Origin of the sequence: Pseudoxanthomonas sp. 22568, assembly GCF_052044485.1 — a bacterium.
GTDB classification, from domain to species: Bacteria; Pseudomonadota; Gammaproteobacteria; order Xanthomonadales; family Xanthomonadaceae; genus Pseudoxanthomonas_A; species Pseudoxanthomonas_A beigongshangi.
This window is the reverse complement of sequence record NZ_JBQENC010000016.1, coordinates 43,739-67,948: the sequence shown is the minus strand read 5'-3', so window position 1 is coordinate 67,948 and position 24,210 is coordinate 43,739. Positions and strand designations below refer to the sequence as shown.

At 67.0% G+C, this 24,210-nt stretch carries 26 protein-coding genes; 20 read left to right on the top strand and 6 right to left on the bottom strand.

Annotated elements, in window-relative coordinates:
- Nucleotides 1–62 precede the first annotated feature (62 nt).
- Nucleotides 63–1,934 (bottom strand): alpha/beta hydrolase family protein, encoded by a 1,872-nt coding sequence (locus ACTJI2_RS17495; RefSeq protein WP_440842875.1) that lies wholly within the window; start codon nucleotides 1,932–1,934, stop codon nucleotides 63–65.
- Nucleotides 1,935–2,327: 393 nt separating this feature from the next.
- On the bottom strand, nucleotides 2,328–4,217 hold the full coding sequence (parE, locus tag ACTJI2_RS17490; RefSeq protein ID WP_183638303.1) for a DNA topoisomerase IV subunit B: 1,890 nt from the start codon (nucleotides 4,215–4,217) through the stop codon (nucleotides 2,328–2,330).
- 245 nt (nucleotides 4,218–4,462) lie between these two features.
- Here parE and ACTJI2_RS17485 point away from each other — a divergent pair, with 245 nt between their 5' ends.
- The 10 genes from ACTJI2_RS17485 to truD all read left to right on the top strand — a co-directional run bounded on the left by ACTJI2_RS17485 (nucleotide 4,463) and on the right by truD (nucleotide 13,300).
- Nucleotides 4,463–4,720, top strand: a complete 258-nt coding sequence (locus ACTJI2_RS17485; protein WP_440842874.1) for a hypothetical protein — start codon at nucleotides 4,463–4,465, stop codon at nucleotides 4,718–4,720.
- Nucleotides 4,721–4,851: 131 nt separating this feature from the next.
- Nucleotides 4,852–6,513, top strand: coding sequence for a CTP synthase (locus tag ACTJI2_RS17480; protein WP_141456059.1), 1,662 nt, complete (start codon nucleotides 4,852–4,854; stop codon nucleotides 6,511–6,513).
- A 91-nt stretch (nucleotides 6,514–6,604) separates the two neighbouring features.
- Nucleotides 6,605–7,438 carry a 3-deoxy-8-phosphooctulonate synthase gene (kdsA, locus tag ACTJI2_RS17475; protein WP_440842873.1) on the top strand — a complete coding sequence of 278 codons (834 nt, stop codon included), beginning with the start codon at nucleotides 6,605–6,607 and terminating at the stop codon, nucleotides 7,436–7,438.
- 25 nt (nucleotides 7,439–7,463) lie between these two features.
- Nucleotides 7,464–7,970 (top strand): hypothetical protein, encoded by a 507-nt coding sequence (locus ACTJI2_RS17470; RefSeq protein ID WP_440842872.1) that lies wholly within the window; start codon nucleotides 7,464–7,466, stop codon nucleotides 7,968–7,970.
- Nucleotides 7,971–8,067: 97 nt separating this feature from the next.
- On the top strand, nucleotides 8,068–9,336 hold the full coding sequence (locus ACTJI2_RS17465; protein ID WP_440842871.1) for a hypothetical protein: 1,269 nt from the start codon (nucleotides 8,068–8,070) through the stop codon (nucleotides 9,334–9,336).
- Entirely contained in the window at nucleotides 9,333–10,619 is a 1,287-nt protein-coding gene (gene eno / locus ACTJI2_RS17460) for a phosphopyruvate hydratase (protein WP_183638289.1), read from the top strand. Before ACTJI2_RS17465 ends, eno begins: the two co-directional genes overlap by 4 nt.
- Nucleotides 10,620–10,622: 3 nt before the next feature.
- The gene (gene ftsB, locus ACTJI2_RS17455; RefSeq protein WP_440842870.1) at nucleotides 10,623–10,994 is read left to right on the top strand and encodes a cell division protein FtsB; all 372 of its coding nucleotides are present in this window, start codon (nucleotides 10,623–10,625) and stop codon (nucleotides 10,992–10,994) included.
- Nucleotides 10,991–11,689: a 2-C-methyl-D-erythritol 4-phosphate cytidylyltransferase gene (ispD, locus tag ACTJI2_RS17450; RefSeq protein ID WP_141456094.1), complete on the top strand. Its 699-nt coding sequence runs from the start codon at nucleotides 10,991–10,993 to the stop codon at nucleotides 11,687–11,689. The genes ftsB and ispD overlap by 4 nt, the downstream gene beginning before the upstream one ends.
- A 76-nt stretch (nucleotides 11,690–11,765) precedes the next feature.
- Nucleotides 11,766–12,257, top strand: a complete 492-nt coding sequence (gene ispF, locus ACTJI2_RS17445) for a 2-C-methyl-D-erythritol 2,4-cyclodiphosphate synthase (protein ID WP_183638283.1) — start codon at nucleotides 11,766–11,768, stop codon at nucleotides 12,255–12,257.
- Nucleotides 12,254–13,300, top strand: coding sequence for a tRNA pseudouridine(13) synthase TruD (gene truD / locus ACTJI2_RS17440; protein WP_440842869.1), 1,047 nt, complete (start codon nucleotides 12,254–12,256; stop codon nucleotides 13,298–13,300). The genes ispF and truD overlap by 4 nt, the downstream gene beginning before the upstream one ends.
- 97 nt (nucleotides 13,301–13,397) lie before the next feature.
- On the opposite strand, the gene ACTJI2_RS17435 is transcribed toward truD, so the two are convergent.
- Nucleotides 13,398–13,934 (bottom strand): Smr/MutS family protein, encoded by a 537-nt coding sequence (locus ACTJI2_RS17435; RefSeq protein ID WP_440842868.1) that lies wholly within the window; start codon nucleotides 13,932–13,934, stop codon nucleotides 13,398–13,400.
- Nucleotides 13,935–14,024: 90 nt separating this feature from the next.
- On the opposite strand from ACTJI2_RS17435, the gene surE reads away from it, so the two are divergent.
- From surE to ACTJI2_RS17415, 4 genes are read left to right on the top strand one after another with little or no spacing between them, the layout of a single operon-like run.
- Complete coding sequence (gene surE / locus ACTJI2_RS17430) at nucleotides 14,025–14,804, top strand: 5'/3'-nucleotidase SurE (RefSeq protein ID WP_141456067.1); 780 nt, start codon at nucleotides 14,025–14,027, stop codon at nucleotides 14,802–14,804.
- A complete protein-coding gene (locus tag ACTJI2_RS17425; protein ID WP_440842867.1) occupies nucleotides 14,801–15,478 on the top strand; it encodes a protein-L-isoaspartate(D-aspartate) O-methyltransferase in 678 nt (225 codons plus the stop codon). Before surE ends, ACTJI2_RS17425 begins: the two co-directional genes overlap by 4 nt.
- A 6-nt stretch (nucleotides 15,479–15,484) precedes the next feature.
- The gene (locus ACTJI2_RS17420; protein ID WP_192199330.1) at nucleotides 15,485–16,096 is read left to right on the top strand and encodes a YqaA family protein; all 612 of its coding nucleotides are present in this window, start codon (nucleotides 15,485–15,487) and stop codon (nucleotides 16,094–16,096) included.
- A 19-nt stretch (nucleotides 16,097–16,115) separates the two neighbouring features.
- Nucleotides 16,116–16,898: a peptidoglycan DD-metalloendopeptidase family protein gene (locus tag ACTJI2_RS17415; RefSeq protein ID WP_440842866.1), complete on the top strand. Its 783-nt coding sequence runs from the start codon at nucleotides 16,116–16,118 to the stop codon at nucleotides 16,896–16,898.
- 421 nt (nucleotides 16,899–17,319) lie between these two features.
- Here the strand turns inward: ACTJI2_RS17415 and ACTJI2_RS17410 are convergent, their stop codons facing one another.
- The 3 genes from ACTJI2_RS17410 to yhbY are packed head-to-tail and all read right to left on the bottom strand — an operon-like array spanning nucleotide 17,320 to nucleotide 18,645.
- On the bottom strand, nucleotides 17,320–17,931 hold the full coding sequence (locus ACTJI2_RS17410) for a D-Ala-D-Ala carboxypeptidase family metallohydrolase (RefSeq protein ID WP_440842865.1): 612 nt from the start codon (nucleotides 17,929–17,931) through the stop codon (nucleotides 17,320–17,322).
- A complete protein-coding gene (locus tag ACTJI2_RS17405; protein WP_192199332.1) occupies nucleotides 17,928–18,311 on the bottom strand; it encodes an Mth938-like domain-containing protein in 384 nt (127 codons plus the stop codon). Before ACTJI2_RS17405 ends, ACTJI2_RS17410 begins: the two co-directional genes overlap by 4 nt.
- A 28-nt stretch (nucleotides 18,312–18,339) precedes the next feature.
- Complete coding sequence (gene yhbY / locus ACTJI2_RS17400) at nucleotides 18,340–18,645, bottom strand: ribosome assembly RNA-binding protein YhbY (RefSeq protein ID WP_183638258.1); 306 nt, start codon at nucleotides 18,643–18,645, stop codon at nucleotides 18,340–18,342.
- Nucleotides 18,646–18,744: 99 nt separating this feature from the next.
- On the opposite strand from yhbY, the gene rlmE reads away from it, so the two are divergent.
- The 6 genes from rlmE to hfq all read left to right on the top strand — a co-directional run bounded on the left by rlmE (nucleotide 18,745) and on the right by hfq (nucleotide 24,109).
- Nucleotides 18,745–19,377 carry a 23S rRNA (uridine(2552)-2'-O)-methyltransferase RlmE gene (gene rlmE / locus ACTJI2_RS17395; RefSeq protein WP_440842864.1) on the top strand — a complete coding sequence of 211 codons (633 nt, stop codon included), beginning with the start codon at nucleotides 18,745–18,747 and terminating at the stop codon, nucleotides 19,375–19,377.
- 49 nt (nucleotides 19,378–19,426) lie between these two features.
- Nucleotides 19,427–21,352, top strand: coding sequence for an ATP-dependent zinc metalloprotease FtsH (ftsH, locus tag ACTJI2_RS17390; protein ID WP_440842883.1), 1,926 nt, complete (start codon nucleotides 19,427–19,429; stop codon nucleotides 21,350–21,352).
- A gap of 104 nt (nucleotides 21,353–21,456) precedes the next feature.
- Entirely contained in the window at nucleotides 21,457–21,627 is a 171-nt protein-coding gene (locus tag ACTJI2_RS17385; RefSeq protein ID WP_181444283.1) for a hypothetical protein, read from the top strand.
- A complete protein-coding gene (gene folP / locus ACTJI2_RS17380) occupies nucleotides 21,627–22,526 on the top strand; it encodes a dihydropteroate synthase (RefSeq protein WP_440842863.1) in 900 nt (299 codons plus the stop codon). Before ACTJI2_RS17385 ends, folP begins: the two co-directional genes overlap by 1 nt.
- 227 nt (nucleotides 22,527–22,753) lie before the next feature.
- Nucleotides 22,754–23,710 carry a tRNA (adenosine(37)-N6)-dimethylallyltransferase MiaA gene (gene miaA / locus ACTJI2_RS17375; protein ID WP_440842862.1) on the top strand — a complete coding sequence of 319 codons (957 nt, stop codon included), beginning with the start codon at nucleotides 22,754–22,756 and terminating at the stop codon, nucleotides 23,708–23,710.
- 117 nt (nucleotides 23,711–23,827) lie between these two features.
- Entirely contained in the window at nucleotides 23,828–24,109 is a 282-nt protein-coding gene (hfq, locus tag ACTJI2_RS17370) for an RNA chaperone Hfq (RefSeq protein ID WP_141456078.1), read from the top strand.
- Nucleotides 24,110–24,210 lie beyond the last annotated feature (101 nt).

Below are 24,210 nucleotides of genomic sequence, written 5' to 3'. Positions count from 1 at the left end.
TCGCATTGCCGGGGTAAACGTATTGTTCAGGGCCGCGNGGCGACGCGGCGTGAAGGCTCAGCTCACTTGCCCAGGTGCTTGGCCAGGAACACTTCCATGCGCCGGTACAACTCGGCGCGATTCTCCGGCTTGTAGAAACCATGGCCTTCGCCGCCGACGACCAGCGTTTCCACGGGAGTTCCCTGTTTCTTGAACGCGTTTTCCAGCGCGTTGAACTGATCCATCGGTACGCGCTGATCCAGGCGACCCTGCACCAGCATCACCGGGATCTTGATCTTGTCGACATTGCGGGCGGGCGAGTTGGCGGCCAACGTGGCGGGATCGTCACCCAGGACGCGATCGAGGTAGCGGCGTCCGGATTTGGTGCCCTGGATATCGCCTTCCTTGTGCATGACCAGCAGATCATAGACGCCCACATACCCGATGGCGCACTTGTACAGTTCCGGATACCGGATCGGGTTCATCAACGCGGCATAACCGCCGAAGCTGGCACCGTACGTGCAGATGCGATCGGGGTCGGCGAGCTTGTTGTCGATCGCCCAACGCACGCCGTCGGCGATGTCGTCCATCATCTTGCCGCCCCATTCGCGGTAGCCCAGCTGCTCGAACGCTTCACCACGTCCACCCGAGCCACGAAAGTTGACCTGCAACACCGCATAGCCGCGACTGGCTAGGAACTGCACGTCGTCGTCGAACGTCCAACTGTCGTACACGTCGTAAGGGCCGCCATGGGCCATGACAACCAGCGGCTGCGGACCCGTGGCGCCCACCTTGGCGGTGTAGAAGCCGAACAACTTCAGACCGTCCTTTGTCTTGAACTCGAAAGGCCGCATGGGGGCCATCTGCTCGGGCTTGATCCAGGCGCGCACCTGGCTGATCATTTGGACCTTGCCTGCACTGCGGTCCAGTACGTAGTAGCTCCCCGGGTGCCGGTCCGACCAAGTAGTGAACAGAACTTTCTGGTTGTCGCGGCTGAAGTCGAGAATGCTGACCATCTGGCCGGGGAATGCCTTGAGCAGACCCGCATGCAGCTTGGCCCACTCGGAAGTGTTGTCCAGATAGCGGATGGATGGCTTGTCCGAATCGAAGATGACACCGAAGGGGACGCCATCATGGCCGCCATACAACAGTCGGGTCACGGCTGCGTCGTCACGACCGATCAGCAGATCGCGCGTGCCGCTGGTGAAGTCGACTTTATATAGTTGTGCGGGCTCGCGCTTATCGGAAATCAATGCGTATGCGGTGTTGTTGTCCTTGTCGAAAGTTAGGCCATACATCGTGTACCCGGCTAGGCTCTTCGGCACGGCTTGCCAGTCTCCTCCCGCAGCGGGGCGATAGTGGAGGACGGGTAAGTCGTTGGGGCTTCTGGTGATACGCAGGCGTGGCTTGCCATCCCGGTCGTAGTAGAAGTTGGCCGGTCGGGATGAACGCTCGATTTCCTGACGGCTGCCAGTCCGGGTATTGACTTTGTAGATAACGGTTGGAGATTCTTCGCCGCAGACGCTCGACCAACAGGTGAAATCCACCAGCACGCTGCCGGGTTCATTTTCCAGTATGTGGTCGATGTCGGCGAAGCCCTGGTCCTTGCGGCGACCTGTGCGGGCACCGTCGTCCTTGACGTAAGCAAACAGGGTTTCCTGGGTCTTGCCACGAACGTCCGATGAAAGCAGTTCGCCATAGCTGTAGGGGCGCGCGTGCAAAGCTTCCATCTTGGCGCGCGACACGACGATCTGGTCGTCATCACTCCATATGGGATCCGAGACGTGTTGCTGTGGGCCGAACCGCAGCACCTGCACGTTGCCACTGCCATCGAGAGGAACGATCTGCAGCTGCGTTTCCAGGCCATCTTCAGTGGGTACCGCCATGGCAACATATTTGCCACTGGGCGACAGTGATACGGCGCTTACGGTGCCGTGTCGGGCGAAATCTTCCACCGTGACTGATTGTGCAGACGCACTCGTTACCCACAGGGCGCACACCAGTGCAGCCCACTTCAATCCATTTGATGCGTACACGGTTCCTCCCCAGGAACTTGTGCGGGTGTGCGCGGATGGTGCCACTCCGATGGGTAGCTTGTCACCGGGCGGTGCATCAGGGGACGGGGAGGACGGCCCCGAACAGGCCAGTGTGAAATGTTCGCAGGGCGATCAGGCGTCGGGCGATGCGAGTAGCGCCTTCAGGGTTTAGGTCTCCAACTGCCCACGCTGCCAGCGTGGGACGCGGCGAAGCATCCGGAATCAGCCGTCGAGCCAAAGCCATGCCCTGGGGGCATGGCTGGCGCGGGTGGCACCGCCGTCGCCACGGTCGCCGGCGGTGGGTCGCCGTGATCAGACTTCCAGCGAAGCCAGATCTCCCTTGGTCTCCAACCAGCTCTTCCGCTCGCCCGCGCGCTTTTTCGCCAGCAGCATGTCCATCAGCGAATGGGTCTGGTCGCCGTCTTCGACGGTCAACTGGACCAGCCGGCGGGTGTCGGGGTGGATGGTCGACTCGCGCAACTGCGAGGCATTCATTTCGCCCAGGCCCTTGAAGCGGGTGACGTTGACCGCGCCCTTGATCTTCTCGCGCTGGATCTTCTCCAGCAGCAGGCGCTTTTCCTCCTCGTCCAGGGCATAGAACACCTGCTTGCCCACGTCCACGCGAAACAGCGGCGGCATCGCCACGAACACGTGGCCGGCCTGCACCAGCGCCGGGAAATGGCGCAGGAACAGCGCGCTGAGCAGGGTCGCGATGTGCAGGCCGTCGGAATCCGCGTCCGCCAGGATCACCACCTTGCCGTAGCGCAGACCGGAGATGTCTTCCTTGCCCGGGTCGCAACCGATGGCCACGGCCAGGTCGTGCACTTCCTGCGAGGCCAGCACGCTGCCCGAAGCGACCTCCCAGGTGTTCAGGATCTTGCCGCGCAGCGGCAGGATCGCCTGGAAGTCCTTGTCGCGTGCCTGCTTGGCGCTGCCGCCGGCCGAGTCGCCTTCGACCAGGAACAACTCGGTCCGCGACAGGTCCTGGCTGATGCAGTCGGCCAGCTTGCCGGGCAGGGCCGGACCCTGCGTGACCTTCTTGCGCACGACCTGCTTTTCGGTCTTCAGCCGCGCGGCGGCACGCTCGATGGCGATCTGGGCGATGCGTTCGCCCAGGTCGACGTGCTGGTTCAGCCACAGGCTGAAGGCGTCGTGGGCGGCGCCCTCGATGAAACCGGCGGCCTGGCGCGAGCTCAGGCGTTCCTTGGTCTGGCCGCTGAACTGCGGGTCGGTCATCTTCAGCGACAACACGAAGGCCACCCGGTCCCAGACGTCCTCCGGGGCCAGCTTGACCCCGCGCGGCAGCAGGTTGCGGAAGTCGCAGAACTCGCGCAGCGCATCGGTCAGGCCGCTGCGCAGGCCGTTGACGTGGGTGCCGTGCTGGGCGGTCGGAATGAGGTTGACGTAGCTTTCCTGGACCAGTTCGCCGTCCGGCACCCAGGCCACGGCCCAGTCGACGATCTCGGTGTCCTTCTTCAGCTGGCCGACGAACAGCTCCGGTGGCAGCAGCTCGCGGCCCTGCATCTCGCCCTTGAGGTAATCGCGCAGGCCGTCCTCGTAATGCCAGGTATCGCGCTCGCCGGTGGCCTCGTCGTACAGCTTGACGGTCAGGCCCGGGCACAGCACCGCCTTGGCGCGCAGCAGGTGGCGCAAGGCGCGCGCGTTGAACTTGGGCGTGTCGAAGTACTTGGCGTCCGGCCAGAAGCGCAGGCGGGTGCCGGTGTTCTTCTTGCCGACCGTGCCGACGGCTTCCAGCTTCGAGGCAGCGTCGCCGTCTCGGAATTCCATCCGGTACTCGTTGCCTTCACGCTTGATGAAGATCTCGACCTTCTTCGACAGCGCATTGACCACGCTCACGCCGACGCCGTGCAGGCCACCGCTGAAGGTGTAGTTGCGGTTGCTGAACTTGCCGCCCGCGTGCAGGCGGGTGAGGATGAGCTCGACGCCCGGGATCTTCTCTTCCGGGTGGATGTCCACCGGCATGCCGCGGCCGTCGTCGCTGACCTCGCAACTGCCGTCCTTGTACAGGGTGACCTCGATCTCGCCGGCGTGGCCGGCCAGCGCCTCGTCCACGGAGTTGTCGATGACTTCCTGCGCCAGATGGTTCGGGCGCGCGGTGTCGGTGTACATGCCCGGGCGGCGCTTGACCGGATCCAGGCCGGAAAGGACTTCGATGTCGGCGGCGTTGTAGCGACTGCTCATGTTCGGTGGTCGGATGCTCGTGTGTCGGGGCGCGGCAGGGAGGCCGGCCAGGCGATAGGCCCGGGCGGCTGCGCATCGGGAACGTGTCGGTCCCGCGATGCGGCGAGACGCGAAGTGTGCGGCCAGCGCGCCGTTTTTGCACGTTCAGGAGCGGGCGAGCGCCAATGCGGTATCGTGCGCGCGTCAGTTGAATGCCGCCGTTCCGGCCCCCATCTGGCGATGCAACGAGTGAATGGAGACGAGCCATGAAACCGCGCAAGCTGTTGATCCTCACCCTGGCCGCCGTGACGGCCGCCGCCGCCGGCCTGGCGCTGGCGCAGTCCAAGTCCGGTAGCCAGGACGCCGACAAGTCCAGGTCCTCGCAGTCCGACTCCTCCGATGCCGACCGCAAGGCGCAGCGCCGGGCCGCCAACGAGGCCGCCGCCGCCGAGCGCGCCAAGCAGAAGGGCGAGCAGGGCAAGAAATCCGGCAGCCAGGAAGAGGAAGAAGAGCGCAAGCCCTGATTCCCGCGAAACCTTTGCCGCACAAGGCTTTCGAGCCTGTTCGGCACCCCCGGACGCCCCGCCTGAGCGGGGCGTTCGGCTTTTAGAAACCCGGCGTTGCCGGTAGACTATGGCTTTCCGGAGCCCTGCCAATGACTCCCCTTATTTTTGTCACCGGCGGCGTCGTGTCCTCGCTAGGCAAGGGCATCGCCGCCGCTTCGCTTGCGTCCATCCTAGAAGCACGTGGCCTGAAGGTCACGATGATGAAGCTGGACCCCTATATCAACGTCGATCCGGGCACCATGAGCCCGTTCCAGCACGGCGAGGTGTACGTCACCGACGACGGCGCCGAAACCGACCTGGACCTGGGCCACTACGAGCGCTTCGTGCGCACCCGGCTCAGCCGCAAGCATTCGATCACCACCGGCCGCATCTACGAGAACGTCATCCGCCGCGAACGCCGCGGTGACTACCTGGGCGCGACCGTGCAGGTGATTCCGCACATCACCGACGAAATCCGCCGCTGCATCGACGAGGCCACCGAGGGCCATGACGTGGCGCTGGTGGAAATCGGCGGCACCGTGGGCGATATCGAATCGCTGCCGTTCCTGGAGGCGATCCGCCAGATCCGCACCGAACGCGGGCCGGAGAAGGCGCTGTTCATGCACCTGACCCTGGTGCCGTTCGTGGCCGCGGCCGGCGAACTCAAGACCAAGCCGACCCAGCATTCGGTCAAGGAACTGCGCTCCATCGGTATCCAGCCGGACGTGCTGCTGTGCCGCTCCGAGCAGCCGATTCCGGATTCCGAGCGCCGCAAGATCTCGCTGTTCACCAACGTGCCCGAGCGCGCGGTGATCAGCGTTCCGGACGTGGACGTGCTGTACAAGATTCCGCTGGGCCTGCACGGGCAGGGACTGGACGAGATCGCCATCCGCCAGCTGCGCCTGGACGGCGCCCGCGAGGCGGATCTGTCCGAGTGGGAGGCGGCGGTCGACGCCACCCTCAACCCGCTGGACGAAGTCACCATCGCGGTGGTCGGCAAGTACGTCGATCACCAGGACGCCTACAAGTCGGTCGGCGAGGCGCTCAAGCACGGCGGCCTGCGCCAGCGCACCCGCGTCAACCTGAAGTGGATCGAGGCCCAGGAACTGGAAGACAGCGACATGTCGCTGCTCGACGGCGTCGACGGCATCCTGGTGCCGGGCGGCTTCGGTGATCGCGGTTTCGAAGGCAAGGTGCTGACCTCGCGTCACGCCCGCCAGACCGGCGTGCCGTACTTCGGCATCTGCTACGGCATGCAGGCGGCGGTGGTGGATTACGCCCGCCACGTGGCCGGCCTGGAAGGCGCCAACAGCACCGAGAACGACAAGCAGTCGCCGCACCCGGTGATCGCGCTGATCACCGAATGGCGCACCGCCAGCGGCGATGTCGAGAAGCGCGACGAGCGCTCGGATCTGGGCGGCACCATGCGCCTGGGCCTGCAGGAAGCCCGGCTCAAGCCCGGCACCCTGGCGCGCGAGCTGTACGGCAAGGACGTGGTGGCCGAACGCCACCGCCACCGCTACGAGTTCAACAACCGCTACCGCACCCAGCTGGAAGACGCCGGACTGGTGGTTTCCGCCAAGTCGATGGACGACCTGCTGGTGGAAATGGTCGAACTGCCGCGCGCGGTGCATCCGTGGTTCCTGGCCTGCCAGGCGCATCCGGAATTCCTGTCCACCCCGCGCGACGGCCATCCGCTGTTCGTCGGCTTCATCCGCGCCGCGCGCGAGCGCAAGGCCGGTGGCAAGCTGCTGAAGGAAGCGCGCGCCTGAACGCGCTCCGGACCGGTCGCGACGCGTCGCGATCCGGGCCGGTGTCCTGGTGTTACGGTCGCGACTGACGTCGCCCCTACGAGGTACTGCAATGAAACTCTGCGGTTTTGAAGTCGGCCTGGACAAGCCCCTGTTCCTGATCGCCGGTCCCTGCGTGATCGAGTCCATGCAACTGCAACTGGATGTCGCCGGCCGGCTGAAGGAAATCACAGGAAAGCTGGGGATGAACTTCATCTTCAAGTCCAGCTTCGACAAGGCCAACCGCACCTCCGGCACCAGCTTCCGCGGCCCCGGCATGGAAGAGGGCCTGAAGGTCCTGGCCGAGGTGAAGAAGCAGATTGGCGTGCCGGTGCTGACCGATGTGCACGAATACACCCCGATGGACGAAGTCGCCTCGGTGGTGGACGTGCTGCAGACCCCCGCCTTCCTGGTCCGCCAGACCGATTTCATCAGGAAGGTCTGTTCGGCCGGCCGCCCGGTCAACATCAAGAAGGGCCAGTTCCTGTCGCCGTGGGACATGAAGCCGGTCGTCGAGAAGGCCAAGTCCACCGGCAACCACGACATCATGGTGTGCGAACGCGGCGCCAGCTTCGGCTACAACAATCTGGTCAGCGACATGCGCTCGCTCAGCGTGATGCGCGATACCGGTTGCCCGGTCGTGTTCGACGCCACCCACTCGGTGCAGTTGCCGGGCGGGCAGGGCAGCAGCTCCGGCGGCCAGCGCGAGTTCGTGCCGGTGCTGGCGCGCGCGGCGGTTGCGGTCGGCGTGGCCGGCCTGTTCGCCGAGACCCATCCGGATCCGTCCAAGGCGCTGTCCGACGGCCCCAACGCGTGGCCGCTGGACAAGATGGAAGCGTTGCTGGAAACCCTGCTGGCGCTGGATTCGGTCACCAAGCGTTCGGCGTTCCTGGAACAGACGCTGTAAGCCATCCACGGACATGCGGCCGGCGATGAAATCGCTGTGGTTGCTGAGCATCCTGGGCATCGCGGGGGCAGGGACTCCCGCGCTCGCCTGTTCGATCGGCAGCGGCATTCCCGAGGACGATCTGGCGGAAGGCTACCGGCAAAGCAGCCACGTCTTCGTCGCGCGCCTGATCCGCTATCGGAAAATGGCGCCACCCTCAGGCGGCACCTACATGCAGGTCGAAGCGGACTACGAACTCGTCGAAGCCATCAAGGGGCGCCCGGCGGCGCACGGCGTGCTGTTCGAATCGGATCCGTACTCCCCGCTTCCGGGGCATGCGCCCGGGCCCGCCTGCGGTCCCTGGCTGGTGCATGGGGAAAACGTGGGCACCCTGGCGCTGGTCATGGCGGATGATGATGGTGCGGTCGATGCGCGCCACCTGCGGGTGCATCCGTTTTCGCGGCGCCTGTCGGCTCCGGAGCAGGGGATGGATGAAGGGCTGGAGATCATCCTGCGCCTCCATGAGCAATCCGCCTCGCCGAAGACGCGTTGAACGGTTTTGCGGGCGAGCGTGTGATTCGTACGACAAGCATCCACTGCGCACGTCATTGTGATTTGGCAGGGGCCAACCCGGTGGGGATAATCGAGGCGTGGCCGAATCCGGCTGTTCTTCTTTCATTTCCGGTGTTTGTCTACGCATGATCCGTATCCCCGGCGCTTCCCCGCGCACGCTCCGCTTCCAATTCCTCCGTCCTGTACCCACTCGTTTTTCCGGCCGTCGTTGCGCATGGGCGTTGGCATTGGTAGTGGCCGGCATGTCGATGGCCCAGGCACGGGAATCCGACGCATGGAGGATGCCGGAAGACCCCGAGGATCTGGCCGGCTCCAAGGTATTGCCGCTGACCGAATCCGAACTGCCCGCATTCGCCGCCAGGGCCGAATCCGATCCCGTGCGTCGCGCCGAACTGGTCGACCTCCTGCGCAAGGCGTCCGTGGTGCCCTGGACGCCGGCCGAACGCGACGCCTTTGTCACCGAACTGGAGCAGCTCCGGCAGTGCGAAGCCGGACGTGGCCGTGAGGATCGGGACGACAGCAAGTTCGGTGAACGCATGGAGGCGGTGATGGCCTCGGGAGAACTGGAACGGCAGATCCGTGACTACGCCCGCCTGGTGGAGGTGCCGGAACTGGCGACTCCGCTCGACGCGCCAAGCTGTGGTCGCAAGGAACTGATGAAGCAGATGCGAGAGCTGGCGATGCTGCCGATGGCCGCCTCCATGCTGGGGCCGCTGACCGGGCCGCGGGCCGCGCACCAGTTGCGCGGCGCCGGCATGGAGCGGCTGTTCGGTTCGCAGATGATGGGTGGCCGCTGCGCCCCTTCGGAGACGTTCGTCCGCCTGTTGATGACCACACCGGACAACCCGCGCGGCCTGCGCACCGCCGACGACCGGTTGCGCTGCAGGACGGGACCGGCCTATTCGAGCGTGTGGAGCGAAGCCGAATACACGCGCCTGATGGCGGCGATGCCGCAGGTCAGGCAGTGCCTTGCGCGGGGCAACGACCATGGTTTCGACCTGGAGGGAGCAAACGCCCGCTTCGCCGACAGCCCGGAACTGCCGCGCCTGTTCAAGGCCGCCTACGAACTGCTGGCCCATGTGGGTATCTCGAAGTCGTTCGGCTACGAGCTGCCGGCCGATGCCCAGGGGCGCGCCAATGACCTGCTGGCCGGCATGCTGAACGTCGGAACGATGGTCGAGCAGTATCATGAAGGGGCTGAAATCAGCTCGCCGGCGGGCGCGCGCCAATTGCAGGCCACTGGCCTGCTGGCCCTCTACATCGCCCGTCTGGCCCCGGAAACCTGTAACCTTCCGAACGATTTCGTCCCCTTACTCAAACTGAACAGTCTGGCCGACCCCTCATGACCACGATCGCCAAAGTCCACGCCCGCGAAATCCTCGACAGCCGCGGAAATCCCACCCTCGAAGCCGAAGTCACCCTGGCCGACGGCTCGTTCGGCCGCGCGATGGTGCCGTCCGGCGCCTCCACCGGCACCAAGGAAGCGGTGGAACTGCGCGATGGCGACAAGACCCGCTACCTGGGCAAGGGCGTGCGCAAGGCGGTCGAGAACGTCAACGGCCCGATCGCCAATGCCCTGCATGGCTTCGATTCGGCCGATCAGGAAGGCCTGGATCGCCGTCTGATCGACCTGGACGGCACCGAGAACAAGGGGCGCCTGGGCGCCAATGCGCTGCTGGGCGTGTCGCTGGCCAACGCCCATGCGATGGCCGCCTCGCGCAAACAGCCGCTGTGGCGCTATCTGGCCGGCGGCGACGCGGTGACCTTGCCGGTGCCGATGATGAATATCATCAACGGCGGCGCGCATGCCGACAACAACGTGGACTTCCAGGAGTTCATGGTGCTGCCGGTGGGCTTCGACTCCTTCGCCGAGTCGCTGCGCGCGGGCACCGAAATCTTCCATTCGCTCAAGTCGGTCCTCAAGGGCCACGGCCTGAGCACGGCGGTGGGCGACGAGGGCGGCTTCGCCCCGGACTTCCGCAGCAACGTCGAAGCGCTGGACACCATCCTGGAAGCCATCGGCCGCGCCGGCTACACCGCCGGCGAGGACGTGCTGCTGGGCCTGGACGTCGCCTCCAGCGAGTTCTTCGACAACGGCAAGTACCACCTGGTGGGCGAGGGCAAGCGCCTGACCAGCGAGCAGTTCGTCGACTTCCTGGCCGACTGGGCCGCCCAGTACCCGATCATCACCATCGAGGACGGCCTGGCCGAGGACGACTGGGCCGGCTGGAAGCTGCTGACCGATCGCATCGGCAACAAGGTGCAGTTGGTCGGCGACGACCTGTTCGTCACCAACCCGAAGATCTTCAAGGAAGGCATCGAGTCCGGCACGGCCAACGCCATCCTGATCAAGGTCAACCAGATCGGCACCCTCAGCGAAACGCTGGAAGCCATCGCCATGGCCCATCACGCCAACTACGCGGCGATCGTCTCGCACCGCTCCGGCGAAACCGAAGACACCACCATCGCCGACATCGCGGTGGCGACCACCGCCACCCAGATCAAGACCGGCTCGCTGTGCCGCAGCGATCGCGTGGCCAAGTACAACCAGCTCCTGCGCATCGAGGAAGCACTGGGCAGCGCGGCGCGCTATGCGGGCCGCAACGCCTTCGTCTCGCTGAAGAAGTAAGCCATGCGCCGACTGGTCTGGCTGCTGCTGGTACTGGCGCTGCTGCTGGCCTGGCTGCAATACCGGTTCTGGTTCGGCGCGGGCAGTTCAGGTGAAGTGGTCGCGCTGGAAAGCCAGGTGGTCGTGCAGAAACGCGAGAACGCCGGCCTGCAGGAACGCAACGACGCGCTCGCCGCCGAAGTCGAGGACCTCAAGTCCGGCGAGGCGGCGGTCGAGGAACGCGCGCGTAGCGAACTGGGCATGATCAAGCCGGGCGAGAAGTTCTACCGGGTGGTGGAACCGACCGCACCGGTGCCAGCGCCGCCCGTGGCCGCGGAGGACGGTGAAGCCGCCGCCGAACCGGCCCCGATCGCCGAACCGGAGCACCAGCCCTGATGGCCGGGATCTGGGCGGTGATTCCCGCCGCCGGGCGCGGCACGCGCTTCGGTGGCGAGATTCCCAAGCAGTACCTGCGCGTGGCCGGCCGGCTGCTGCTGGAACACACGCTGGAGGCGCTGTTCGCGCACGATGCCGTGCTGGGCGCGGTGCTGGCGTTGTCGGCCGACGATGCGGACTGGCCGGGCTGGACCTCGTTCGCCGGCCGGCCGTTGCTGACCTGCACCGGCGGCGCGACCCGCGCCGAGTCGGTGCTGGCCGGGCTCAACGCGCTGCCCGACGACGTGCGCGCCGACGACTTCGTGCTGGTGCACGACGCCGCACGGCCCAACCTCGGGCTGGCCGATCTGGCCCAGTTGCTTGAACGCGGACGCAACGACCCGGTCGGCGCCATCCTCGCCGCGCCGGTGCGCGACACGCTCAAGCGGGCCGGCGACGACGGCGGTATCGACGGCACCGAACCGCGCGAGCGGCTGTGGCGTGCCTTCACCCCCCAGCTGTTCCGCCGCCTGCACCTGCAACGCGCGCTGGAAGCCGCCGCCGGCAATGGCATCGAAGTCACCGACGAGGCGATGGCGATGGAGCGACAGGGCCTGCGCCCGCTGCTGATCGAAGGCGCCGAGGACAACTTCAAGATCACCACCCCGGCGGATCTGGCGCGCTTCGAGTTCATACTGGCGCAGCGCGGCCGCTGATTCTCCGGCGAGAGTGCCGTCCCGGCGCGGCGCTTCTCCCGGTGACAACCCGGCTTCTTTTTTGTTGGATATGCACATGCACGACCTTCCTTCCATCCGCATCGGCCAGGGATTCGACGTCCACGCCTTCGGCGACGGCGACCATCTGATGCTGGGTGGCGTGCGCGTGCCGCACGATCGCGGCGTGTTGGCGCACAGCGACGGCGACGTGGTCCTGCACGCGCTGTGCGACGCCATTCTCGGCGCGCTCGCGCTGGGCGACATCGGCAAGCATTTCCCGCCTTCGGATCCGCGCTGGAAAGGCGCGGACAGCCGCCATTTCCTGCGCCACTGCAATGCCCTGATCGGCGAGCGCGGATGGCGCGTCGGCAACGCCGACGTCACCGTGATCGGCGAACGGCCCAAGGTCGGCCCGCACGCCGACGCGATGCGCGCCGCCATCGCCCAGGACCTGGAAACCGACATCGACGCCATCGCCATCAAGGCGACCACCACCGAGAAGCTCGGCTTCACCGGCCGTGGCGAAGGCATCGCCGCGCAGGCGGTGGTGCTGCTGGTGCGTGCGTGAGCTCGGATCTGCCGCGCGCCTTCGGCGCATCGGTGCTGGCGGCGCGTTTCCGCGCCACGCCGGAGGATTTCTTCGTCGAGGAACTGGCCGGGTTCGAACCCACCGGCGAGGGCGAGCACTTGCTGCTGACCGTGCAGAAGCGTGGCATGAATACCGCCTTCGCGGCCAAGCGCATCGCCGCCTGGGCCGGACTGCAGGAGATGGCGATTGGCTATGCGGGCCTGAAGGATCGCCACGCGGTGACCCGCCAGCGCTTCAGCGTGCACCTGCCCAGGCGCAATGCCCCTGACATCGCCGCCCTCAACGCGGACGACCTGCAGGTGCTGGAATCGACCTGGCATAACCGCAAGCTGCCGCGCGGCGCGCTGGCAGGCAACCGTTTCGTGCTGGTATTGCGCGATGTGCGCGGGGATCGCGCGGAGATCGAACAGCGTCTGGCGGACATCGCCGCGCAGGGTCTGCCCAACTGGTTCGGCGAACAACGGTTCGGCCGCGACGGCGGCAACATCGCCGCGGCGCTGGCGATGTTCGGTGGCCGCCGCGTGCGCCGCGATCAGCGCTCGATGCTGCTGTCGGCCGCGCGTTCAGAGCTGTTCAACCGGGTGTTGACGGCCCGCATCACCGCAGGCAACTGGAACCAGGGCATGGACGGCGAAGTGTGGATGCTGGACGGCAGTCGCAGCGTATTCGGCCCGGAGCCGTGGAACGACACCCTGGCGCAGCGCCTGGCCGCATTCGACATCCACCCCAGCGGCCCGCTATGGGGCGCCGGGGAACTGCGCAGCACCGGGGAATGCCGTGAACTGGAACTGGCCGCGCTGGCCGACGATACCGCCCATCGCTTGCGCGGCGGACTCGAGCAGGCGGAGCTGCGCCAGGAACGCCGCGCGCTGCGCCTGCGCCCGCAGGCGATGGCCTGGGAATGGCTCGCCGACGACGTGCTGTCGCTGGGCTTCGCGCTGCCGCCGGGCAGCTACGCCACCGCGCTGCTGCATGAGCTGGGCGAAGTCGTGGAAGCGGATCGCGAGGCGCAGGCATCCTGAGCGGGCGGCCGCGCTTCATTCGCGAGGGCATGGCGGAGCGGGGCCGGTGGTTGCCGCATGCGTCGATTCGATGGGCGTGCAGTATCGCGCCGGCCGGTCAGCGCCGCGCCAGCAGCACCAGCACCGCGCCGGTCCCGCCCTGCGAGGCGGGCGCGGAATGGAACGCCAGCACGTCGCCACGCTGGCGCAACAGCCGATCCACCAGGTTCTTCAGCACCGGAATCTCGCGCTCGTTGCGACGGCCCTTGCCGTGGATGATGCGCACGCAACCATGCTCGTGTGCATGGGCCTCCTGCATGAACTGGCGCAGCAGGCGTTCAGCCTCGGCGGCGGTGGCGCCGTGCAGATCCAGTTCGTCCTGGGCCGAGAACTGGCCCTTGCGCAGGCGCTGGAACACCCGCGGCGGCACCTTGTCGCGGCGGAAACTGAGTACGTCGCCGGCCTCCAGCAGCGCCAGATCGTCCAGCCCGCGCTGGAACTCGCTGCGCGCGTCCACCTCGTCGCGTTCGGCCATGCGCGCGGCGGGGCGCGGCTTCGGCGGCCGCGGAGGCGGCGCGGCGTCCGCCATCGGCTTCACCTCGCCGATGGCCTGGCGGAACAAGGCGGCGTCGTCGTCTTCGGGGGGATCGGACATGGCCCACAGCGTAGCGCGGCGGGCGCGTGACGCAAGCGCGGGAAGCGGTCATCCGCTTCCGGTATCATGGGCCGTCCCCCGAGGAAGCACATGCGCGTACTTGTCAGCAACGATGACGGCGTCGACGCCCCCGGCATCCGCATTCTGGCGGAGGGGTTGCGCGAGGCCGGCCATGAAGTGTTCGTCATCGCGCCGGATCGCGATCGTTCCGGCGCCAGCAACTCGCTCACCCTGGATCTGCCGATCCGGCTCAAGCGGATCGACCACTACACCTGCAGCGTCGCCGGCACGCCGACCGACTGCGTGCACCTGGCGCTGACCGGCATGCTGGAGTTCGAACCGGACATCGTGGTGTCCGGCATCAACAATTCCGCCAACCTCGGCGACGACGTGATCTATTCCGGCACCGTGTCGGCGGCGATGGAAGGGCGCTTCCTCGGCCTGCCGGCGGTGGCGATGTCGCTGGTCTCGCGCAATCACGAGCCGCGCCATTTCGAAACCGCCGCGCGCGCCGCGGTGGAAATCGTTGCCCGGTTGAAGGCCGATCCGCTGCCCGCCGACACCATCCTCAACGTCAACGTGCCGGATCGCGCGTGGAGCGAAGTGCGTGGCTTCGAGGTCACCCGGCTCGGCAACCGCCATCGCTCCGAACCCTGCGTGACCCAGCAGGATCCGCGCGGCAACACCGTGTACTGGATCGGGCCGGCCGGTCCGGAACAGGATGCCGGCCCGGGCACCGACTTCCATGCCGTGCGCATGGGCAACATCTCCATCACCCCGATCCACGTCGATCTGACCCGCTACCAGGCGCTGGAAAAGGTCGCCGGCTGGGTCGATGGCCTGACCTCCTCGCTGGAGAACCCGGCGTGACCCCGCGGCTGCGCCTGCAACCGGAAGCCGTGGGCATGGGCATGACCTCGCAGCGCGTGCGCGATCGCCTGGTCGAGCGCCTGCGCGAGTCCGGCATCCGCGACGAGACCGTGCTCAACGCCATCCGGCTGGTGCCGCGCCATCTGTTCGTCGACGAGGCGCTGGCCACGCGCGCCTACGAGGACACCGCGCTGCCGATCGGCCACAGCCAGACTATCTCGCAGCCGTGGGTGGTGGCACGCATGACCGAGGCGCTGCTGCAGGGCGCGCCGAAGAAGGTGCTGGAAATCGGCACCGGTTCCGGCTACCAGGCCGCGGTGCTGGCCGCGCTGGGACTGGAGGTCTATACCGTCGAACGCATCGGCGACCTGCTGCGCCAGGCGCGCAAACGCCTGCGCCAGCTCGGCATGAACGTGCGCAGCAAGCATGACGACGGCCGCATTGGCTGGCCGGAGCATGCGCCCTACGACGGCATCCTGGTCACCGCCGCCGCGCCGGCGCTGGTCAACGCGCTGATCGAACAGCTGGCGGTGGGCGGTCATCTGATCGCCCCGGTTGGCGGCTCCGGTTCGCAATCGCTGGTCAAGCTGACCAAGCGCGAGGACGGCAGCGTGCAGGAGGAAACCCTGGCGCCGGTCGTGTTCGTTCCCCTGTTGTCCGGCACCCTGGACTGATCGCGGATGCAGATCTTCAAACCGCTGTACGAGCGCGCGATCCAGTGGGCCCGGCATCCGCGCGCGCCCGCGCTGCTGACCGGATTGAGCTTCATCGAGGCGATCATCTTCCCGGTGATGCCGGAGGTGATGCTGGCCCCGATGTGCGTGGCCAATCCGAAGCGCTCGCTGTGGTTCGCCACCCTCAGCCTGGCCGGCTCCATGGCCGGCGCGCTGGTCGGTTACGCGCTGGGCCACTACGCCTTCGAGGCGCTCAAGCCGCTGTTCGCCGCGTTGGGCATGCTCGACAGCATCGAGGCGGGTATCGGCCTGGTGAAGGCCAAGATGGCCGAATCGCCGTGGGCGGTCTTCACCTTCCTGGTACTCGGTGGCTTCATGCCCATCCCGATGAAGGTGTTCACGTGGGCGTCGGGTATCGTGGGCGTGCCTATGCTGCAATACGTGCTCAGCATGCTGATCGGACGCGGCAAGCGGGTGTACCTGCTGGGCATCGCGATCCGGTTGGGCGGGGCGCGTGCCGAGGCGGCGCTGCGCCGCTGGATCGAACCGGTGGGCTGGATTGCCACCGCACTGGTGGTGGCGCTGGTCGGCTGGCTGGTCTGGCGCGCCTCCACCTGATTCCTGGTATCCGCAGAAGGTGAGTGAACGGATGACGAAAGCCACACGTGCCCTTGTTCTGAGCATCGCGGTGATGGCCGGCCTGGCGGCCTGCCACAGCACGGTGGTCCGGCAGACCGGTTCCTCGGGCGGTGGCAGGATCGTGTCGCAGCCCAAGTATGGGCAGACCGTGCGCGTGCAGCGCGGCGACACCCTGTACGGCCTGGCCTTCCGCAACGGCATCGACTTCCGTGATTTGGCCGCCTGGAACGGCATCGGCTCGCCTTACACGATTTATCCCGGCCAGACCCTGCGCCTGTATCCATCCTCCGGCAGCCGCCCGCCGGCCAGCACCGGCGCCGCCACGACGGGTACCGCGCCGCGTCCCACGACGCCGCCGGCCACCACCGCGCCCAAACCGTCGCCGCCGCAGGCCGCACCGGTCAGCAGCGGTTTCAACTGGCGCTGGCCCGCGGACGGCCACGTGATCGGACGCTTCATCGCCGGCGACGCCACCAAGCAGGGCATCGACATCGCCGGCTCCGGCGGCCAGGCGGTGCGCGCCGCCGCCGACGGCGTGGTGGTGTATTCCGGCGCCGGCCTGGTCGGCTACGGCGAACTGATCATCGTCAAGCACAGCGAAGCCTGGCTGTCGGCCTATGGTCACAACCGCAAGCGCCTGGTCAACGAAGGCCAGAACGTGAAGGCCGGGCAGCAGATTGCGGAAATGGGCAGCTCCGGTGCCGCCCGCGAGATGCTCCATTTCGAGATCCGCTACAACGGCAAGCCGGTGGATCCGCAGCTGTACCTGCCCAAGCGCTGAGCTTTCCTTCCTGCGGGCGAAATACCCGTCGCGACGCTCGCTCCTCCTCGGTAGGAGCGACGTAAGTCGCGACCGGAAACCATCGGCGCCCGCGGGCCTGAAACCGTATTTTGTGTCCAAGCCAGGCACTCCTCAGCGCCATGACCCATCCTGTGGGAGCGACGTCAGTCGCGATGCCTTGCGCGGAAACCCATCGGGTCGCGACTTACGTCGCTCCTACANGAACCGTGCGCAGCCAATCTGTAGGAGCGACGTAAGTCGCGACCGGAAATCATCGGCACGCCGCAGGCCAGCGACTCACATCACGCCCGCCACTGCATATTGGGTCAAACGTCACGGCGCAACGACCCCTCCTGTGGGAGCGACGTCAGTCGCGATGCCTTTTGAGCGGAAGCCTATCGGGTCGCGACTTACGTCGCTCCTACAGGGAATGTGGTGATTGCATGCACAGCGACGTGCGCCGGGTGTGATCGTTGCCCCAGGTGCGGAAGCCCGCCGTATCGATGTGGATGTGTCCGGTGGAGTAGAAACCCAGGCCCATCCGCAAGGCAGGTCCATGCCGCCGCCAGTAACCGCACAGACGTTCGGGTGGCACCGCAGGATCCAGATCCAGATCGAGCGCGCGGTTGCGCAGATGCTGGCTGCGCGTGCTGCCGCCGGAACAGGCATTGGTGTGCGCGTCGCGCCAGCCGGAGCGGATGCGCCGGCCATCCACCAGCCCTTCCGTCTGGAGTTGCCGCAGCAACCGCAGGGTCGGCAGGATCCCGGCCCATTCGGCCTGGGGCGGCACGGCGAACTCGGCGGCCTCGCACCGTTGCCAACGCCGCGAGGTCCGCAGCAGCGACGACAACGGCATGACCTCGGCCACGCCTTGTGACGCCAGCCAGTCTTGATAGGCGCCAGCCTCGGCGGCGTGGTCGCGGTGCCAGCGGGCGAAGCGCTGTTCGACGGTTTCCGGCGGGAACAGGGCGCGCTGGCAGGCGGCCAGCAGGAGCAGCGACAGCAGCGCGATCAGCGCCCGCCGCCGGTTCACGCGGCCGGGGCGTCCAGCAGGAACCCGGCCACCACCCGGCGCGACTCGCTGGCCAGCACGTTGAAGGTGCGGGCGGCGGCGGCATTGGTCATCACCTCGATGCCCACGCCGCGGGTCAGGCCGGCGGCCATGACCGCGGCCGGCGGGAAGATCTGGCGGTCACCGGTCCCCAGCAGGATGACCTCCGGCTGCAACGCCAGCAGGGGGGTGAGGTCCTCGGGCGTCAGCGAGGCGACGTCGCGCGGGCCCCAGTCCTCGCGCAGCTCCGACGGCGACAGCACGAAGCTGGCGGTCAGCACGCGATCGTTGACCTTGGCGCTGCGGCCGTCGGCCGCGCGCAGGGTGTAGGCGTAGTCGGGGAGTTCGTGGCTCAGTTGCATGGGAGGCGACTCGGAGCCGGGCAGGCCGTCAGGCCCGCGGCAGGACAATCTGGCGGCGTTCCTTGCTGGGGCGGTACAGCACGGCGGTGTGGCCGATGCGCTGGACCAGCGCCGCGCCGGTCTGCTCGGCCAGCTCGGCGATCATCGCGTCGCGGGCCTCGCGGTCCTCGCCCGCCACCTTCACCTTGATCAGCTCGTGATGTTCCAGCACGCCGTCCAGTTCGGCGATGAACGCCGGGGTGACTCCCTTGCCGCCAATCTGCAGCAGCGCTTTCAGGTCATGGGCCTGGCCACGCAGGAAACGGGTCTGGGCGGAGGTCAGAACGACGGGCATGCACAAATCAGGGTGGGAAAGGGTGTTCAGGGTATCATGGCGGCCTTTCCCGCCGCCGTTCCGCCCGCTGTCGCAAGGCCGGCGGAGATTGACGCCCTCATGGCCACACGCAGCAAAAGCAGCCAACGCTGGCTCCGCGAGCACTTTTCCGACCCCTACGTGAAGAAGGCGCAGGCCGAGGGCATGCGCTCGCGCGCCGCCTACAAGCTGGAAGAACTGCTGGAACGCGATCGCCTGCTCAAGCCGGGCATGGTGGTGGTCGACCTGGGGGCCGCCCCGGGCGGCTGGTCCCAGTTCGTCCGCCAGGCCATGGGCGACAACGGCCGGGTGGTGGCGATGGACATCCTGGACATGCCGCCGCTGGCCGGCGTCGAATTCCTTCATGGAGACTTCAGGGAACAGGCCGTGTTATCCCAGCTGGAGTCCATGCTGGACGGGCAGCCGGTGGACCTTGTGCTGTCCGATATGGCCCCCAATAAGAGTGGTGTGGATGCGGTGGACCAGCCGCGGGCGATGTATCTGGCCGAACTGGCGATGGAATTCGCCGATGGCCACCTCAAGCCCGGTGGTGCGTTCCTGATCAAGTTGTTCCAGGGCACCGGTTTCGACGACTACGTCAAGGAACTGAGGCGCCGGTACGACAAGGTGGTCATCCGCAAGCCGGACGCCTCGCGCAAGCGGTCGCCGGAGGTCTATGCGCTGGGGCAGGGCAAACGTGCCCGGATGAAGTAAGGTGGCTTAACGTGGATATCGTGAAAGAGGAACGGCGGGGCCGATGAGGATGAACGACTTGACCAAGAATCTGCTGCTGTGGGTAGTCGTCGCCGTCGTCTTGATGGTGGTGTTCCAGAGCTTTTCGCCGAAGATGGGCGGGGGTGCCGGTGGTGGCGAAGTCACCTACTCCGAGTTCTTGCGCGAGGTCGACAATGGCCGCGTGTCCTCGGTGCGCTTCACCAAGGACGGCAACCTGACCACCAATGCCATCGAGTACAAGCGCGCCGACGGCCAGACTGGCACGGTCTACGGCCCGGCCGACGATGAACTGGTCAACCAGTTGGTCCGCAAGAACGTCACCATCACCCGCGACGCGCCGGAATCGGGCATCAGCCTGGGCGTGATCCTGCTGAACTTCCTGCCGGTCCTGCTGATCATCGGCTTCTGGATTTTCATGATGCGGCAGATGCAGGGCGGCGGTGGCGCCAAGGGCGCCATGAGCTTCGGCAAGTCGCGCGCCAAGCTGCAGGGCGAGGACCAGGTGAAGATCACCTTCGCCGACGTCGCCGGCTGCGACGAGGCCAAGGAGGAAGTCGGCGAACTGGTCGAGTTCCTGCGTGATCCGGGCAAGTTCCAGAAGCTGGGCGGCAAGATTCCGCGCGGCGTGCTGATGGTTGGCCCGCCCGGCACCGGCAAAACCCTGCTGGCCAAGGCCATCGCCGGCGAAGCCCGCGTGCCGTTCTTCAGCATTTCCGGTTCCGACTTCGTCGAAATGTTCGTCGGCGTCGGCGCCAGCCGCGTGCGCGACATGTTCGAGCAGGCCAAGAAGCACGCGCCGTGCATCATCTTCATCGACGAAATCGACGCGGTCGGCCGCCATCGCGGTGCCGGCCTCGGCGGCGGTCATGACGAGCGCGAGCAGACCCTGAACCAGCTGCTGGTCGAAATGGATGGCTTCGAAGGAGGCGAGGGCGTGATCGTCATCGCCGCCACCAACCGTCCGGACGTGCTGGACCCGGCGCTGCTGCGCCCGGGCCGCTTCGACCGCCAGGTGGTGGTCGGCCTGCCCGACGTGAAGGGCCGCGAGCAGATCCTGCGTGTGCACATGCGCAAGCTGCCGCTGGCCGATGACGTCGAACCGATGGTGATCGCCCGCGGCACCCCCGGCTTCAGCGGCGCCGACCTGGCCAACCTGGCCAACGAGGCCGCGTTGTTCGCCGCCCGCGAGAACGCCAAGGAAGTGCGCATGGATCACTTCGACCGCGCGCGCGACAAGATCCTGATGGGCACCGAGCGCCGCTCGCTGGCCATGAGCGAGGACGAGAAGACCCTCACCGCCTACCACGAGGCCGGCCATGCCATCGTCGGCCGGCTGGTGCCGGAGCACGACCCGGTCTACAAGGTCACCATCATCCCGCGCGGCCGCGCGCTGGGCGTGACCATGTACCTGCCGGAAGGCGACAAGTACAGCCTCAACCGTGTCGCCATCGAGTCGCAGCTTTGTTCGCTGTACGGTGGCCGCGTCGCCGAGGAGCTGATCTTCGGTGCCGACAAGGTCACCACCGGTGCCTCCAACGACATCGAGCGCGCCACCAAGATGGCCCGCAACATGGTCACCAAGTGGGGCCTGAGCGACGAGATGGGCCCGATCGCCTATGGCGAGGAAGAGGATGAAGTCTTCCTGGGCCGCTCGGTCACCCAGCACAAGAATGTCTCCAACGAGACCGCGCGCCGCATCGACGAAGTGGTCCGGGCGATCCTGGATCGCGCCTACCTGCGCACCAAGGGCATCCTGACCGAAAACCTCGACAAGCTGCATTCGATGTCCCAGTTGCTGCTGCAGTACGAGACCATCGATGCGCCGCAGATCGACGCCATCATGGAGGGCCGCGAGCCGCCGCCGCCGGCCGGCTGGGGCAAGTCGGGCAAGGACGGCGACAAGCCGGAATCGCGCCCGCTGCCGCCGCTGGGCGGTCCGGCCGCCCAGACCTGAGTCGGGCGCTCATCCGGAAGGTCACGAAAGACGGCTTCGGCCGTCTTTTGTTTTGCGTGGATAATGGGCCGCATCGGGCGGCCGAACGCGCGAAGGAGTCCTTCATGAAGAACTTCAAGACCAACCCCGGCGTGGCCATCGCGCTGGGCATCGCCATCGGCGCCGCCGTCGGCGTGGCCACCGGCAACCTGGCCCTGTGGCTGGCGCTGGGCGTGGCGATTGGCGGCGGGCTGTCCGCCGCGGCCGCTTCCCGCAAACCCAAGGATCCCGATTGATGTTCGACACCACACCGCAACTCGACTGTGCCGGCCGCATCCTCAAGCTCGATCGCCCGCAAGTGATGGGCATCGTCAACGTCACCCCGGATTCGTTTTCCGACGGTGGCGCGCACGACACCCTGGAGGCGGCGGTCGCCCATGGCCTGAAGCTGGCGGAGGAGGGTGCGGACATCCTCGACATCGGTGGCGAATCGACCCGTCCCGGCGCCGCGGATGTTTCCGTGGAAGAAGAACTGCGTCGGGTGGTGCCGGTGATCGAGCGGCTGGCGAAGGAAACCACGCTGCCGATCAGCATCGACACCTTCAAGCCGGAAGTGATGCGCGCGGCGGTGCAGGCCGGGGCCGGCATGATCAACGACATCTACGGCCTGCGTCGCGAAGGCGCGCTCGAAGCCGCCGCCGCCCTCGGCGTACCGGTGGTGCTGATGCACATGCAGGGCGAGCCGCGCACCATGCAGGAAGCGCCGGACTACGACGACGTGGTCGGCGACATCCATCGCTTCCTGGCCGAGCGCATCTTCGCCGCGGAGATGGCCGGCATCGCCAAGAAGAATATCCTCGTCGATCCCGGTTTCGGCTTCGGCAAGAACACCCGGCACAACCTTGCATTGCTGGCGCAGTTGGAGCGCTTCGTCGAACTCGGCGTGCCGGTGCTGGCGGGGCTGTCGCGCAAACGCTCGCTGGGAGAACTGACCGGGCGTGATGTCGCCAGCGAGCGCGTCGCCGCATCGGTCGCCGCGCACCTGATTGCCGCCCAGCGTGGCGCGGCGATCGTGCGCGTGCATGATGTGGCCGCCACGGTGGATGCGCTGAAGGTGTGGAATGCGGTGGCCGCGGTGCCGCAGCCGCGCGCCAAAGCCGCGGCGCCGGCGATTCGCTGGCCGGATGAGGATTGAGGCCGCCTCAGTCCCCCAAGTATGTATAGCCCCCTTTTACAAAGGGGGCGGGCACCTGCAAAGCAGGTGACGGGGGATTGACCAGCCATTCGGCTGTTGAAATGCGCTTGCTCTTGGCGCCAAAAGCAAATCCCCCTCAATCCCCCTTTTTCAAAGGGGGAGGCAAAAGCCCAACCTCCCCGAATCCCGAATCCCGAATCCCGAATCCCGAATCCCCAACCACCCCCATGCCCGCCGACACCCGTCCCCTCGCCATTGCCCTGATGGGCCCGACCGCCTCGGGCAAGACGGCGCTGGCGATGGAGTGGGCCGAGCACTGCAATGGCGAAATCGTCAGCATCGATTCGGCGCTGGTGTATCGCGGGCTGGATATTGGCGCGGCCAAGCCGGATGTGGCGATGCAGGCGCGGGTGCGGCATCACCTGATCGACGTGCGGGATCCGTGGCAGACCTATTCGGCCGCCGAATTCGCCGCCGACGCGCGCGCGGCGCTGGCCGACATCGCCGCGCGCGGCAGGCTGCCGATTCTGGCCGGCGGCACCGGGCTGTACTTCCGTGCGCTGCTGGAAGGACTGGCGCCGATGCCGGAAGCCGACCCGGACACCCGCGCCACGCTGGCCGCCGAAGCCGCTGAGCGCGGCTGGCCGGCCCTGCATGCCGAGCTGGCCCAGGTCGATCCCGAGGCGGCCGCGCGCATCCACGCCACCGACCCGCAGCGCATCCAGCGTGCGCTGGAGGTCTACCGGCTCAGCGGCAAGCCGATCAGCCAGTGGCAGCGCGAACCCGGGCCGCCGCGCCTGCCGTTCCGCGTGCTCAAGCTGGTGCTGGCACCGGCCGATCGCGCCTTGCTGCACGCGCGCATCGAACAGCGCTTCGACGCCATGCTGGCCGAGGGCTTCCTGGACGAGGTCCGTCGGCTGCGCGCGCTGCCGCAAATGCAGGCCGTGGCCGCGCCGCTGGACCTGCCGGCGGTACGCGCGGTGGGCTACCGCCAGGCCTGGGAACACCTGGACGGCGCCGTCTCCGCCACCGAATTCCGCGACCGCGCCATCTACGCCACCCGCCAGCTCGCCAAGCGCCAATTGACCTGGCTGCGGGGCGAACTGGACGCCCGCTGGTTCGACCCCGGGTGCGACCAGGCCGCCCTGGAGCGGGCCCGGCAGCAATTTCTGGGCGCCCCGTAGCTGGTCAAACCGCCCCGGTTGTGTAACATCGGGGGCCGGGCCGCCAGGGGATACAAGCGCGCGGACCCGGAAACACCACAATTATTCCTATAAGCAACACTTCGGGAGTTCGCCACAATGTCCAAGGGGCAATCCTTGCAGGATCCTTTCCTGAACGCTCTGCGCCGCGAGCGGGTGCCGGTTTCGGTCTACCTGGTCAACGGCATCAAGCTGCAGGGCACCATCGAATCGTTCGACCAGTTCGTGGTCCTGCTGCGCAACACCGTCAGCCAGATGGTCTACAAGCACGCCATTTCCACCGTGGTGCCGGCGCGCAACGTGCGCGTGGGACCGGGTGGCGGCTACGTGCAGTCCAATGAGGGCGGCGCGGCGGGCGAAGAAGAAGAAGACACCGAGTAAACACCCGGGGAACCGGTGGAGATTCCAGGGTGAAATCCGGGGCGACCGCCCCCATGTGATGGGATCCGGGCGCTTGGCGCGACCGGATCCTCCCTGAAATC